A 14,964-nucleotide genomic window follows, 5' to 3' on the forward strand; every position below is an offset into this window, starting at 1 on the left:
TTTTCATCAGGCAACCGCTTCTGCTTTGTTCGCTTTCGCCGCTGTCACCTTATTGCCTTTCGTTGCCGCATCCACTTTTACCCAATCATAGTGAGCGGTGACGACACTCTTGTTACGCTTCCAGAACTCCAGCGTTGAGTAAGGCCAGAGAACAAAGTTCTTACCATCGGACTGCTGGTACCAGCTGGAACAGCCTGAAGTCCACACAGATCCTTTAATGCGCTCCTGAATCTCTTCGTTGAACTGATCCTGTGCGGTTTTCTTCACATTCAGGTAGTCAACGCCACGATTCTTCGCTTCCTTCATACATTCAAGAATGTAGTGAACCTGCGCTTCAATCATGAAAATGATGGAGTTGTGACCCAGACCAGAGTTTGGTCCGACCAGCTCAAACATATTCGGATACCCTGTGACTGTATTCCCCAGGTACGCTTCAGCGCCGTCTTTCCAGTCTTCCAGAATGTCGTGGCCCGGCAGACCTTTCAGGTTGAATTTATCCATATATCCGCGAGGATCTACGATAAATCCAGTACCCAGAATAATGGTATCGCACTCACGTTCTACGCCATTTTTATCAACGATAGAGTTCTCTCGAATTTCGCTGATGCCATCTGTAACCAGGCCAACATTTTTACGGTTAAAGGTTTTATACCACTTGTTCGAAATCAGGATACGCTTACAACCAATGGTGTAATCCGGCGTGAGTTTCGCACGTACTTGCGGGTCTTTAACCTGAAGGTTAATAAAGCGCTTCGCAAAGAACTCAACAGCTTTTGCAATGGCTGGATTAAAAATCGGCCAGACACGCATTTCATTCGTAAAGTACAGACGTGAGCGATACAAGCGGCGCAGTGATGGAAACTTATTAAATACCCATTTACTGGCTTTGCTGTATGGGCGCTCATCACGAGGAATAACCCAGGCTGCTGTGCGCTGATAGACGTCAATCTGTTCTACGTCGGGAGCAATCTCTGGTACATATTGAATTGCACTACCACCGGTACCGATCGACGCAACCTTTTTACCTTTCAGGTCATAGTCATGGTCCCACTGTGCCGAATGCATGACCTTGCCCTTAAACTTATCCAGCCCTGGGATATTGGGAATCTGAGGAACATGCAAAGGGCCTGTTGCCAGCACAAAGTAGCGACACTGAACCGTCTGACCATCTGCGGTGCCTACCGTCCAGATCGCTGACTTTTCGTCAAATTCAGCACTGTTCACTTCCAGCCCGAAACGGATATTCGGACGCACGTTATATTCTGCTACAGTATCGAGAATATATTGCTGAATCTCGTTCCAAGGCGCGTAGCGCTTGGTCCAGTCAGACTTATTAGTGAAAGAGTATGAATACAGGTGCGACTGAACATCACAGGCGCAGCCCGGATACGAATTATCGCGCCATGTACCACCCACTTCGGTGGACTTCTCGATAATGATGTAATCGTTAAGGCCTTTTTTCTGCATACCAATGCCCATCGCCAGGCCGCCAAGACCTGCGCCGATGATGACTGTATCTGTATACTTCGGCAGAGTGTTGTTCATTTCTTTCATCGTTTTCTGCTCCGTCGCGTTATTATGTTGTGTACTTTAGCCGGAGCATTCGGCGCTCAACCATGTCAGGAATTTCCTGCTAATTAACAATTTCGGCCACCATGACCTTAAGATCGATACTTGCGCTCAGCTTTACCGCTGAGCAGATACATAAGAAATACGGCATAGACCCCGCGCCAGCTCTGGCTCGTAACGGTATTAACCCGGATCAGATTGATGCCTCGGCGGTGATTTCGCAGGCGGATGAACTGGCTGTGCTTTCTGACCTTTATGTTGATCTACGTCATGATCCGCTGGCAGCAATGAAGCTTTCGAGCACGTTTGGCATTGCCGCATACGGTGCTTTTGCAATGATGTTGATGAGCTGCAGCACAGTAAAAGAAGGCATTGAGCTGGGTATCAAGTATCAGGAATTAAGCTATCTGTTCAGCCGACTCGACTTTGAAGTCAGCGGCGATCAGGCTGCACTGGTACTCCATCCCTATCATGTTCCCGAAGAGCTGCACCGCTTTATTATCGATCGAGATGTCGCTGGCACCTTTCAGTTTCTTAGCATGATGCAGACCATGCTCGGCCATCAGAAAATGCAGAAACTGATCTCTGTGCCTTATCCAGAGCCATTTGAAGCTGACTTCTATCGGGATACGTTCGCCTGCCCGGTCGAGTTCGGGACCGATGTCGCACGTTTCGTCTTTGACGCGGCACTTCTGGATCAGCCGCTGCCGAATGCTAACCCAACGGCTCTCAGCCTTTACCAGCAGCAATGCGACGAACTGCTGAAACAGCGCCGCCAGCCAGAAACGAACAACCTCAGCGATCGTGTTAAAAAGTACCTGGGAATGTTCCGGGAGGGGTATCCTTCTATCAATGAATGCGCCGATACCTTCAGCACCAGCGAGCGCAGTTTCAGACGACAGCTCAAAGAAGAGGGAACGACGTTCCAACAGTTGCTCGAATCTGTACGTTCAGAGAAAGCATGCCGTTTACTGGATACCACCGAAGACAGCATCGAAGTGATCGCAGGAAAGTTAGGCTACACCGAGGCGGCGGCCTTTATCCGGGCATTTAAGAAGTGGCACAGCATGACGCCTGCCCAATACCGAAAACGAGAGTCCTGAGTAAACCTCAGTCGTCTCCAAAAAGACCGCGCAGAGCATCCCGCTCATCAGCACTGACGGCGCTTTCAGAAGGTTGAGGACGTTTGCTCACCACCTGATTGCGCCCACCCCTTTTTGCCTCATACATACATTCATCGGCGTTCTCAATCAGACTCTCGGCTGTCTGTGCGCTGTTATCCGCCACAGCAACACCAATACTGGCCGTGACCTGAAGGTCGGTTTCATCAAGAGGTATAACGGTTTCCCGCAAGGCGTTAAGGCAACGCTCAGCCACCTGGCGCGCCAACATGAGTTCGGTGGAGGGCAAAATCACGGCGAATTCCTCACCACCATAGCGGCAACAGATGTCGAGTTTACGGGTCTGATCCTGTAGCAGTTGAGCAACCGTCTGGAGCACCTGATTGCCACTCTCGTGCCCCCAGGTGTCATTGATATTCTTGAAGTGATCGAGATCGACCATGATCAGGGCCGTCGTCATACCCGTTCGGCGGGTTCGTTCCAGCTCGTGTTCAAGACTTTTTCGGAAATGGCGGACGTTGAACAATCCGGTAAGCGGATCAGTAACGACCTGCTTGCGCAGCGTTGTTACTTCATCGAACAGAATGCAATGCGATTCACCGACCGGGCAGTGGAGTTTCTCAACGAACATATCCTCTGGAGACATACGGGTACAACACTTCCCTGCGGCTGATCAAAAAGGCGGTATACGTCTGAAGTATAGCCCAGCTACAGAAATCTGCTCTGCTACTGGTATTATCTGCTGACACTCCGGACGATACCTATGAAAGAACAGAATTCAGACACCCAGAAAGATCGGAATTTTGACGATCTCGCCGAACGTTTCAGCCGCACCATATATGCTACTCCACGGGGTCAGCTTCGCCTGATGGCGCTGGAGCAGGACTTCAGCGACTGCGAGGTCGATATCGCAGGCAAGCAGGTCCTTGATATTGGTGGCGGCCAAGGGCAGTTCAGCCTCTCGCTTGCGAAACAGGGTGCGGCTATCAACCTCTGTGACATCTCTGGCGAAATGCTGCGTCTGGCTAATGACCTCTTTAGCGCAGAAGGTCAGCGTCTCACTGCCCGCTCAGGGAGCCTTCAGGACGTTGAATCGCTCTTTCCCGGGCAATTCGACATCGTCCTCAATCATGCCGTTCTGGAGTGGCTGGAGCACCCTTTTGAAGCCCTTCCTGTACTTGCCAGCAAAGTAAAACCTGGTGGCTGGCTGTCGCTGATGTTTTACAACCTGTATGGCCATCAATGGCGCCAGATTATGAACGGTCGGACTCACGCGCCGGAATCCGCCAACCCCAGGCTGCGGAAAGAAGGCAATGCCCCTCAGCACCCACTTAACCCGGATGACATTGAATCAGCGATGACGGACCTTGGATTCGAACTGACGCGCTGGCGCGGTATCCGCTGCGTACATGATCATATGCATCAGAAAATCCGTGAGCGTATCGGTCAGGATGCCGTCAACCGCTCAGACCTCGAAACCGGGCTCAAAGAGCCTCACCGGCGACTCGGACGTTACGTACACTTCTTACTGCGGAAAACTCAATGAAAAAGCTGCTCGTCAGCGCCTGTCTTCTCGGCGAGCCACTGCGCTATGACGGCAATGATAATGCTGGCAAAGCCTCGCACCTGAAAAGTCTGCTCTCGCAATGGCAAGAAGAAGGGCGAGTTATTCCAGTCTGCCCCGAAACACTGGGGGGCCTGCCGACTCCACGACCGCCAGCAGAAATCCTTGCTGCTACTGGCTCCATGGTTCTGGATGGCGACGCACGAGTCGCCACAAGACAACAGGTCGATGTTACAGATGCGTTTATTCGCGGAGCCGAAGAGACTCTGATACTGGCAAAAAAACATCAATGCGGTGCAGCATTACTCGCAGCCAGATCTCCGTCATGTGGCAATAATCTTATATATAACGGCAGTTTTAACGGCACTCTGGTCAAGGGCGATGGAGTCACCACCGCCCTGTTGAAAAGAAACCATATACTGTGTTTCTCACCTGACAACCCAGCACCACTCATTCAATGGATGGAGCAGGATTAATTGAGATCGAAGCTCTCTATTCTCAAGTACTGAGCCCGTAGGCCAACCGCACGAACCCCACCCAGGTCACCGTAATTGGGGCCGCTCTCGGGAACGCTACCAATCTGCACCTGTCCTATAATCAGATTACTCTTAGGCGCGTTATCGTAATAATCGTTGAAGAATGCCCTGACATTTTCAACAGTGCGGGGCAGTCCTGTCCGATCAAAGTCAGGCATATCCATTTCGAATAAAAAGTTGCCGTCAGATGTGACTTGAAAGGTCATCGGCTGAATGTCGCCATACCCCAGATTCAGGTCGTATAAGTAATTATTAAGTTTAAGTGCGGTACTGTCCCTCAGGAGCACTTTATCCTGTATGGTTTCAGGTGAATCATCTGGCAGGATTTCGCACTCTACACCACATGAAGATATTGCGTACTCTTTAGCGAAAAAGCGCAGGCTTAGCTCGCCCTGCAGTTCGCTTAAACCAGATTCGTCAGGACGCGACCAGAGCCGCATATAGGCGCCATCCAGGTACACGCCACGTAACTCAAAAGAAAGAAAATCATCTACTCGGGTAATCTCCCCGGTATTTTTATTCTCATTAACCAATTCGAACTTAAAACGAGATCCAATATCCATACCTTGACGACGAATCTGCCCACCATCAATGGCGATGGCAATATCATTAATGGTTCCTCGCTCTTCACCGCGACGGCTTATTAGCCCATTTTCGCAATCATCACTGGTCGCAGAATCACCACACAACACCTGAAACCGATCCGCATCAGCGATACGCTGAGCCAGGGTTTTACCGGTCTCATCAATGCTGTCCTCACCTATCAGGATATCGCCTAACTCGCCATTGGCAGCAGATAAAGCCAGCGTTTCGTCTTTCCAGTTGCTCTCTATATCTCCCACAGCATCCTGCGCATCTGCCCAATCATCGATCTGGTTGTTATAAGCCCTCTCTTCTTGCGTACAGCTGGTTCCAAACAAACCACAAGAGTACTTATCCCCTAACGAAACAGACTGATCTGTTTGCTCATACAGATCGATCGCTTCCTGGTACTCAGCTCCAGCAGTTTGCTGAGCAGCAGCATAAACACCCGGGTTATCATTTTCATAACTTCTGATAGCACTTTCCAGCTCAGCCCGACGCGATTCGATCACCAGCTGCTGTTCATATACGACACCACCCGGAGTCTGTACCGCCTCGGTTTCATTGATGAGAGAGGAGGAAGCCTGACTTCCATAAACGGCCGAATAAGTATTCAGCAAGTTACTATACTCAGCGTTATATTCGCCTATCTGATTATCGACTGCGGTAACGGCATCGAACGGTGACGCTCCCTCTCCGCATCCATTGTGCCCCCAGATGCAACCCTGATATCGGTTGTGCAAGATAAATGACGCTGAATCCTGTAACGGGTTCTCGTAAGAATCTGCTTTAAGTTCCAGCAAAGCTGTATCGGCCTCAAACGCAGCATACTCTGGAGAGGAACCTCCTCGCACCGTCCGGAAAACCCATGGATGCAGGTAACTGCCAATGTCGGTAGTCACGGGCTTGGTTCCGTACTGGCTGCCCTCACCATAGATATAAAATTGCCGCCATTCAGCAGTAATCTCTTCATTATTGCTGTTTTCAAACCCTGTTACTGTGGCGACAGCGCCATCAGTAGAAAAAGCAAAGTCTTCGAAGGCAAACCCAAGCCCTTCGCCCGTAGCTTCAGACATTTCCACTTCGCTCAAACTGCGCAGTTCAGCAAAGGTGTGCGAATGGAATATAAGCGAAACGAAGAGAACTAATATGAAACGTCCCATAATCAGCACCCCTTTACCCGACCAACACAAGTGGCCACCCGTGGCTTCCCTGCCAGACCTCCGTAGAGATCAAGGGTCAAAGGGTAGCGACGGTTTCCGGCCGCGTCGGCGTAGGCCGCGGAGTTAAAGAACGCACCTCTCTCCGTATATACCCGCCCTGCATTACTCAAGCCAGACAGGTCCTCCCATGGGACATCCTGAGATTGAAGGGATACGAACATACCGCGGGCAGAAGTTTCTTCAAACGTCGCCCCTTCAGGACGTTGATCTTCCGGTAGTCCAAGATAAATCGACTGATATATACCGGTCTTGAGACAACTTTTCACACCGCTGATCTCACAGTTCTTTGCCGTCAGTAATGGCAGAATGCCACTCAGCCAGCTACTGGTAGAAAAATTTCCACCCGTAGGCACACCAGCCCAGGTAGCACGCTTAATGTAGCCAGCATCCTCATTTGTCCCTTCGGGCAGAGCATTACCTGTGTAGCCATCCAATAATTCAATAGGGGAATAAATTACTGACCCCTGAACGGCTGCGAGAAGCAGACACTGATCCCAGGAGCCAGAGTTGCCATCCACACAAGCACTTCTGTAGGCATCAGTTCCGTTACCTACAACATGCGCTTCAAAGTTTCCCGTGACTGACAGCAGGTCTGCAGAGAGGTAGCCTTGCGCACGCCCAAAGCCCATACGAAAACCGACAACCTGACGTATCCCTTGATCATTGTCCTGATACGCAAGCTCAATATAGGGCGCGCGAATTCTGAACGGATCGACCTCCGGGTTGGCAGAATAAGGGTCTTTGACAGCACCTAGTGCGAAGTTTTCAAGTATGAGATCCGCGGAAGGAACAGCGACATCACCATTTTCATCATAAATATAATCGACGGTCCGTGTGGAGCCATCTGATCCTTCAACGACCATAGGAGCGGTACCATCACCGTCACGAAAAGACCGCTCAAACTCGCCGACGACCAGCTCGTCAGCGGTCAACAGAGTCTGAATGTCCAGCCCAAGGTTGATTCGTCGGAAGTCCCAGGTCTCACCGCCCTCGCTGTAGGAGGAGGAATCTACAGATACGAAAGCCTGCCCGGTCACCTCAGCCAGTTCCCGGTCTTGCAGTAGTTCCAATGCCAATAAAGGGCTGGACAGGAAAATTACGATCAGGCAGAGAAGAACCCGGATTGTAGACCCCATAGCGATATTCCTTATTATTTTCACACATCCTGGGTACTACAATTACCGGAAGCTCACTCCCTCACTAGTGACATTTGTCATATGTATTTTTCTCATCCCGACATGGCCCGGAACAACACATTATCATTGGCATAAGTAGTCCAACCATGATCACCAATAAAGCCGTCCGATGATCCGTTAAAATGCAGGCACTTAATAATAGAAGGTGCTATAGCAAGCCACGTTCGTTAAGCTTCACGAGCGCTTCAGATCGGTTTCTGGCTTCGAGCTTGCCGAAAAGGTTGGAAAGATAATTGCGAACAGTACCCGGTGAAAGGGCCTGCTCCTGAGCGATTTCTTTGGTTGTCAGACCTCGCATTAGAGACCGGGCGATCTCAGTTTCTCTTGGAGTGAGGAGATTCGACGAATTCAGTATCTTATTGTTATAAAGCTTCTCTCCCCTCGCTACGCGTTGAATTGATTCAATCAACTTTTCTTTACTGATGTTTTTACTAAGTATGCCAGCAGCGTGAAGATCATAACTCTGTCGAAACAACGCATGATCATCAAAGGTAGTAAGAAAGATCACTGGTTTATCACAAATTGCCTGTATACGTTTAAAAACCTCAGGCCCGCGAAGATCTGGCATATTTACGTCGAGCAGGATTACATCCGGATAATCCCCAATACTGAGAGCATCAAGACACGCCTGACCGCTGGTAAAGGTACCCAGAATATCAATGGTGGCATCCGTCGAAATCAAACTGGCTATTCCATGAAGTACCAGCTCCTGGTCGTCTACAAGCATCACCCGGAAAGTCATAGTACTGCCTCCGCAGGAATCCGCAGGGCAACAGAAAAGCCGCTGTCTTCTGCAGATGAAAAATGCACGTCGCCGCCATAGCGCGCCATTCGGACTCGAATTCCAGCCAAGCCATTCCCCTCACGGATCTGCTCCGAGGGCTGGTCTCCTCGATCTGAAATTGTAATTTCAAGCCCTTCTGAACTCCGTAATATATTGATCTCGGCGGCTCTGGCTGTGCTGTGTTTCATAATGTTAGTGAGAGACTCCTGTATGACACACAATAAGTCATCCTTAAGATTAATGTTGGAGAAGTCGCACATTCCCATCGTTGTGACAGATATTTCTAAACCCGACAGCTTACTGGTCATCTCCATCAATCGGTCGTAGAAGTCGTACTGGATTTTTTCCTGCAATTCACCAACCACACTATTTAGTGTCGAATACAAATCTGCTGACGCCTCCTGTGCAGATTGAAGAAGCTGTAACTCAGGCCCATTCCCGATATTACGAATTTTATCTTCCAGCAACTGAAGGTTCATATGAACAGCGGCCAGCTTATGTCCTAATTTATCGTGTAAGTCGTAGCGGATCTGGCTGCGCTCTTCTCGTCGGCTCACCTCTGCCAGTTGGGCCTGTGCCTGCCGTAATTGCTTAGCCTGAAGCTTTGAGTTATTCGCTTCTATCAATTCTCTTAATACCCCAAGCCCAAGTCCCCATAGTACAAGTTGTTGATTTGCGACATACAAAGTTACGAAGACCCCTTCGACGCCGCCGACCTGCAAGCCATAAAGAATACTGGCACTCAAAAGCACAGCCACACTCAAGAGAAAGTGAAAACGTACGGTGTGTATAGAATGAATAACGATCAGGAAGCTAAGCAGGAGCTGATCCAATATCTCAGGCTGCCAGATCGCCTGAATGGCCAGCGTAGAACCATAAGCAACCAGCAGGCATACCCAGTTGACGGGATCTGCATTTCGAATATTCCATTTCAAGCCACCGCCTATCAGAGACCCCACCTGCGCAGCAGTGTTTATCAGAAGAGCAATTCCATTGGCCAGGGCTAACCCAAACAGCAGGTATGCCTGTTCATCGTTAGCAAGGTCGTTGTCTATCATAATGCGGCTGAAGGCAACGGCCCACGCCGTAAGTCCTAACGTCGCCAGTAGAGCTGCACGCAGAGGTAAACTGAAGTGTTGAATAAGTAACTGACTCATTTGCAATCTGCATCCTGGCAAAAGCTCACAAGCGATATAGAGCGATCGATAACTATTCCATGTGTCTGTTAACTTATCACTTGTTAATTACCGGTACAAACCGCGCAATCAATGCATGAGTGTCGTGTTACCCGTATCTGGAGAGGTTGAATGCACTAATGCCGCGAACGCAGGGATGCGTATGAGCGGTCTCGTCCATCCCGAGCGCAATAGTGCCTTCGAGTAGAACGGATCAATCAGGGAAATTTCGGTACTTCGGGGGAAGGTTTCTGAAATGGCGCGCTCGGGAGGATTCGAACCTCCGACCGCCTGGTTCGTAGCCAGGTACTCTATCCAGCTGAGCTACGAGCGCGCATCAGAAAATCACGATATAAACATTCAAAGAAAGAATGGCGCGCTCGGGAGGATTCGAACCTCCGACCGCCTGGTTCGTAGCCAGGTACTCTATCCAGCTGAGCTACGAGCGCGCATCGTGGGGCGCGTATTATAGGGTTGTTGAGGAAGGTGTCAACGACTTAAATACGCTTCTGCCTAAGCAGAAAGAACGTGGCGGAGAGAGAGGGATTCGAACCCTCGATAGGGGTAAACCTATACGCCCTTAGCAGGGGCGCGCCTTCAGCCACTCGGCCATCTCTCCACATCACGGCGCGCATCATACCACGTTCAGAGAATTTTCAAAGGAAAAATTCAAGAAAATTAAGGCGTTAGTAGTTACCGTTAGGGTCGCCACCGTCCTTCTCGCGCTGAATGCGCTGGTAAATTTCCTCGCGGTGTACTGCAACTTCTTTAGGGGCATTCACACCGATTCGTACCTGATTTCCTTTAACACCCAAAACGGTCACAGTGACTTCGTCACCAACCATCAGTGTTTCACCAACACGGCGGGTCAAAATAAGCATAGAGGTTCTCCTCAGATTCCAGTTTCTGTATAGGGTGCTGTGACATTCGTCACCTTTGTGTCCCACTCTTCCAGTATTGACCAGATCAGCCAGTTTTAAAGCCGGGTCCTGCGCAGAGTGAGGACTATTTGTTATTAGTGGGCATTCCTTCATGGGCCGCCCACTGATAACACCAGAGCTTAGTGCTCTTCGGTCACCTCTGCATCCAGTCCGAACGCGGTATGCAGCGCACGAACAGCAAGTTCGAGGTACTTCTCCTCAATCACGACTGAAATCTTGATTTCAGAGGTCGTAATCGCAAGGATATTGATGCTTTCATCCGCCAGCGTCTTAAACATTTTGCTGGCCACACCGGCATGGGATCTCATACCTACCCCTACTAGAGACACCTTACAGATGTCATCAGTTCCGTTAACGCCTTCCGCATTAAGTTCTTCGGCCAGTTCTGTAAGTAGCTTCAGTGCTTTCTGGTAGTCGTTACGGTGCACGGTGAAGGTGAAGTCAGTTGAGCCATCTTCAGAGACGTTCTGTACGATCATATCGACTTCGATGTTCGCATCACTGACAGGAACAAGAATTCGTGACGCTACGCCCGGTACGTCAGGCACACCCTGAACTGTTACTTTTGCTTCATCACGGTTAAACGCAATACCAGAGATAACGGGTTTTTCCACGGAGCTGTTCTCCTCGGTTGTAATCAGAGTGCCGTTGCCTTCTTTGAATGAGGACAGCACACGCAAAGGAACTTTATATTTACCGGCAAATTCAACCGAGCGGATCTGCAGAACCTTTGATCCGAGGCTGGCCATTTCCAGCATTTCTTCAAACGTCACGGTTTCCATACGACGAGCAGCAGCAACCACACGAGGGTCAGTGGTATAGACTCCATCAACGTCAGTATAGATCTGGCACTCGTCAGCATTCAGTGCCGCAGCCAGAGCCACCCCAGTGGTGTCTGAGCCACCACGACCGAGCGTCGTGATGTTGTTGTCATCATCCACCCCCTGGAAGCCAGCAACAATACAGATACCGCCGTTATCCAGAACTTCGCGCATCTTGCTGGTTTCAATATCTTCAATACGGGCTTTCATGAACGCATTGTTGGTTTTAATGCCCACCTGCCAGCCAGTAAATGAACGCGCAGTGATACCTCGCTTTTCCAGCGCCATAGCCAGAAGAGCGATCGTCACCTGCTCACCCGTGGATACAAGAACGTCCATTTCACGGGGAGAAGGACTATCGGTAATCGCCCCGGCTAAACCGATCAGGCGATTCGTTTCACCGCTCATCGCTGAGACGGCAACTACCAGCTGGTGACCCTCATCGTGAAAAGCTTTCAGCTTATCTGCGACGGCTTCAATACGCTCCGTCGTGCCGACCGAGGTGCCGCCATATTTCTGTACGTACAACGCCATATGGGGATATCTGCGCAATTGATCAAAAGGGTCGCAATTAAACAATAAATGGGAGCACGAGAAAAGCAATCTATAGACGTTGGACGAGACTGTTCTGCCACATACACAACAATTCGGGCCAGACGCTGTAATTAGTGCACTAAAACAAGAAAGCCCGCACGAGGGCGGGCTTCAAGACGGCAGTAGGAGAGGGATCAGAGCTTAGCAGCCGCCCACTCTTCAAAGGCTTTGAGCGCAGCGGCAATACCTTCTGGTTTCTGACCACCGGCCTGCGCCATTTCTGGTTTACCACCACCACGGCCATCAACGTAAGCAGCCACTTCTTTGACGGCGTCACCCGCTTTAGCCTTACCAATCAGGTCCTTCGTCACACCGGCAAGCAGAGTCACTTTCCCATCATTGGCAGAGGCCAGCATAATCACCGCGGACCCCAGCTTGTTCTTTAGCTGATCCATCGTGTTACGCAGTGCGGGTACATCGGCACCATCCAGTTCGGCGGCCAGTACTTTTACACCGTTTACATCTTTCGCCTGACCTGCCAGATCTGAACCGGCGCTGGAAGCGAGCTTGCTCTTCAATGCATCCAGTTCTTTTTCTAACTGACGACTACGACTGATCAACTGTTCGACCTTATCGCCCACGTTATCAGTCGACCCTTTCAGAGCACGGGCAATCGTTGTCAGCGTCGCTTCTTCACGGGCGACGAAATCAAGAGCAGCCTGCCCTACCACCGCTTCAATACGACGGATACCTGCCGCGATACCGCTTTCTGAACTGATCTTCAGCAGGCCGATATCGCCGGTACGCTGAGCATGTGTACCACCACAGAGTTCGATCGAGAAATCATCCATTCCCATCGACAGTACACGGACTTCATCATCGTATTTCTCACCGAAGAGAGCCATAGCGCCGGCCGCTTTCGCGTCATCGATGTTCATCAAGCGCGTTGCTACCGGTGTATTCGCGCGAATATGCGCATTCACCAGATTCTCGATCTCTGCCAATTCTTCTGGCTTGACCGCCTCAAGGTGAGAGAAGTCAAAACGCAGCTTGTCGTAAGTAACCAGAGAGCCTTTCTGAGCAACGTGTTCACCCAGTACATTACGCAATGCAGCGTGCAGCAGGTGGGTCGCTGAGTGGTGAATCGCCGTCGAGGCACGTTTTTCGGCATCGACGCTCGCGGTCAGCTGATCACCAAGAGATACCGTGCCTTCAACCAACACACCTTGGTGCAGATGGTTTTTGCCCTCTTTGGTCGTGTCTTTTACCTGAAAGACAACACCATCCGCCTTCAGAAAACCGGTGTCTCCGGCCTGACCACCGCTTTCTGCGTAGAACGCCGTCTCGTCGAGAACCAGGACGGCTTCATCGCCAGCGTTTAGCTGCTCAACTTTTTCGCCGCCCACAAACAAGGCTTTCACTGTGCCGGTATTTTCCAGCGACTCGTAACCGAGGAAGCCGGTTTCACCGTCGAGCTCCAGACCTTTGCCGTAATCCGCAGAGAAGTTGCCCGCAGCACGCGCGGTTTCACGCTGTTTCTCCATGGCGGTATTAAAGCCGTCTTCATCAACTTTCAGATCACGCTCACGGGCCACATCCGCCGTCAGATCGAGCGGAAAGCCGTAGGTATCGTAGAGTTTGAACGCAGTCTCGCCCGGAATGGTATCACCGCTCATATCGGCGATCGCATCGTTGAGGATCGCCATCCCCTTATCGAGCGTTTTCGCAAACTGTTCTTCTTCGATACGCAGAACTTTCTGAACGTGCTCAGACAGGTTAACCAGCTCAGGATAGGCTTCACCCATTTGCTCACACAGCGCAGGAACCAGCTTATTGAAGAAGCCCGCTGACGCACCCAGCATATGACCATGACGTACTGCGCGACGAATAATACGACGCAGAACGTAACCACGGCCTTCGTTCGATGGCAGCACGCCGTCGACAATCAGGAAGCTGGTAGAACGGATGTGATCAGCAATCACGCGCAGTGATTTGTTCTCGGTGTCTTTGCAGCCCGTCAGTTCGCCGGCAGCTTTCAGCAGTGCCTGGAAAATATCGATCTCGTAGTTGCTGTGCACGCCCTGCATAATCGCAGAAATACGTTCAAGTCCCATGCCGGTATCCACCGATGGCTTCGGCAACGGCAGCATCTCGCCGTCAGCCTTGCGCTCGAACTGCATGAAAACGTTGTTCCAGATTTCAATGAAGCGGTCGCCGTCTTCTTCTGGCGTGCCCGGAGGCCCACCCCAGATGTGCTCGCCATGGTCGTAGAAAATCTCAGTACACGGGCCGCAAGGACCAGTGTCACCCATCTGCCAGAAGTTATCCGATGCGTAACGTGCACCCTTGTTGTCACCGATACGTACGATCTTATCTTCTGGAATGCCCATCTTTTTATTCCAGATATCGAACGCTTCGTCGTCTTCCGCGTACACCGTGACCATCAGTTTTTCGACGGGCAGGTTTAACCAATCTTTTGAGGTCAGGAATTCCCACGCATAACTGATCGCATCTTCTTTGAAGTAGTCGCCGAAACTGAAGTTACCCAGCATTTCAAAGAAGGTGTGGTGGCGTGCCGTGTAGCCAACATTCTCAAGATCGTTGTGCTTACCGCCCGCCCGGACACAGCGCTGTGAGGACGCTGCACGGGTATAACTGCGCACGTCGTTACCGAGGAAGCAGTCTTTGAACTGCACCATACCAGCGTTAGTGAACAGCAGTGTCGGGTCATTTCCCGGCACCAATGGGCTGGAGGCAACGATTTCGTGTCCCTTCGATGCGAAGAAGTCGAGGAACGCCTGGCGGATTTCTGAGCTTTTCATACGGTTGCGTGATTCCAAACGAATTCAGAGATAATAAGCCCGGCAGTATAGCGGTTTGTCGACCTTAGTCCCACAGCAAGGCGGCAGTTGACGGTT

Annotated in this window: 12 protein-coding genes and 3 tRNA genes; 3 read left to right on the forward strand and 12 right to left on the reverse strand. The window is 50.7% G+C overall.

The annotated features are described in order from the left end of the window. Positions 1-6: 6 nt before the first annotated feature. Complete coding sequence (locus BW941_RS09600; RefSeq protein ID WP_076515554.1) at positions 7-1,554, reverse strand: flavin-containing monooxygenase; 1,548 nt, start codon at positions 1,552-1,554, stop codon at positions 7-9. Positions 1,555-1,655: 101 nt separating this feature from the next. Between BW941_RS09600 and BW941_RS09605 the strand changes: the two genes are divergently transcribed. Beyond that, the gene (locus BW941_RS09605) at positions 1,656-2,672 is read left to right on the forward strand and encodes an AraC family transcriptional regulator (protein ID WP_076515556.1); all 1,017 of its coding nucleotides are present in this window, start codon (positions 1,656-1,658) and stop codon (positions 2,670-2,672) included. A gap of 7 nt (positions 2,673-2,679) precedes the next feature. Here the strand turns inward: BW941_RS09605 and BW941_RS09610 are convergent, their stop codons facing one another. Continuing rightward, positions 2,680-3,336, reverse strand: coding sequence for a GGDEF domain-containing protein (locus tag BW941_RS09610; RefSeq protein ID WP_245820081.1), 657 nt, complete (start codon positions 3,334-3,336; stop codon positions 2,680-2,682). 117 nt (positions 3,337-3,453) lie between these two features. Here BW941_RS09610 and BW941_RS09615 point away from each other — a divergent pair, with 117 nt between their 5' ends. Both BW941_RS09615 and BW941_RS09620 read left to right on the forward strand, forming a co-directional pair. Continuing rightward, positions 3,454-4,236, forward strand: a complete 783-nt coding sequence (locus tag BW941_RS09615) for a methyltransferase domain-containing protein (protein ID WP_076515558.1) — start codon at positions 3,454-3,456, stop codon at positions 4,234-4,236. Next, on the forward strand, positions 4,233-4,730 hold the full coding sequence (locus tag BW941_RS09620) for a 2-thiouracil desulfurase family protein (RefSeq protein WP_076515563.1): 498 nt from the start codon (positions 4,233-4,235) through the stop codon (positions 4,728-4,730). Before BW941_RS09615 ends, BW941_RS09620 begins: the two co-directional genes overlap by 4 nt. Here BW941_RS09620 and BW941_RS09625 read toward each other — a convergent pair. The 10 genes from BW941_RS09625 to alaS form a co-directional block, all read right to left on the reverse strand. Next, a complete protein-coding gene (locus tag BW941_RS09625; protein ID WP_139325810.1) occupies positions 4,727-6,448 on the reverse strand; it encodes a hypothetical protein in 1,722 nt (573 codons plus the stop codon). The genes BW941_RS09620 and BW941_RS09625 overlap by 4 nt on opposite strands. An 89-nt stretch (positions 6,449-6,537) precedes the next feature. Further along, positions 6,538-7,731 (reverse strand): hypothetical protein, encoded by a 1,194-nt coding sequence (locus tag BW941_RS09630; RefSeq protein ID WP_076515569.1) that lies wholly within the window; start codon positions 7,729-7,731, stop codon positions 6,538-6,540. A gap of 208 nt (positions 7,732-7,939) precedes the next feature. Next, positions 7,940-8,533 (reverse strand): response regulator transcription factor, encoded by a 594-nt coding sequence (locus BW941_RS09635; RefSeq protein WP_076515571.1) that lies wholly within the window; start codon positions 8,531-8,533, stop codon positions 7,940-7,942. Next, positions 8,530-9,732, reverse strand: coding sequence for a sensor histidine kinase (locus tag BW941_RS09640; protein ID WP_076515573.1), 1,203 nt, complete (start codon positions 9,730-9,732; stop codon positions 8,530-8,532). The genes BW941_RS09635 and BW941_RS09640 overlap by 4 nt, the downstream gene beginning before the upstream one ends. 275 nt (positions 9,733-10,007) lie before the next feature. Further along, positions 10,008-10,084, reverse strand: a tRNA-Arg gene (locus BW941_RS09645). Between the two features lie 38 nt (positions 10,085-10,122). Further along, a tRNA-Arg gene (locus BW941_RS09650) sits at positions 10,123-10,199 on the reverse strand. A gap of 80 nt (positions 10,200-10,279) precedes the next feature. Next, positions 10,280-10,369, reverse strand: a tRNA-Ser gene (locus tag BW941_RS09655). A 67-nt stretch (positions 10,370-10,436) separates the two neighbouring features. Continuing rightward, a complete protein-coding gene (csrA, locus tag BW941_RS09660; RefSeq protein ID WP_068436997.1) occupies positions 10,437-10,631 on the reverse strand; it encodes a carbon storage regulator CsrA in 195 nt (64 codons plus the stop codon). A gap of 179 nt (positions 10,632-10,810) precedes the next feature. After that, entirely contained in the window at positions 10,811-12,046 is a 1,236-nt protein-coding gene (locus tag BW941_RS09665) for an aspartate kinase (RefSeq protein ID WP_076515575.1), read from the reverse strand. A gap of 194 nt (positions 12,047-12,240) precedes the next feature. Further along, entirely contained in the window at positions 12,241-14,868 is a 2,628-nt protein-coding gene (gene alaS, locus BW941_RS09670; protein ID WP_076515577.1) for an alanine--tRNA ligase, read from the reverse strand. Positions 14,869-14,964: the final 96 nt, after the last annotated feature.

The sequence above is a fragment of the Thalassolituus maritimus genome, assembly GCF_900156675.1.
In the GTDB taxonomy this organism is placed as follows: Bacteria; Pseudomonadota; Gammaproteobacteria; order Pseudomonadales; family Oceanobacteraceae; genus Thalassolituus; species Thalassolituus maritimus.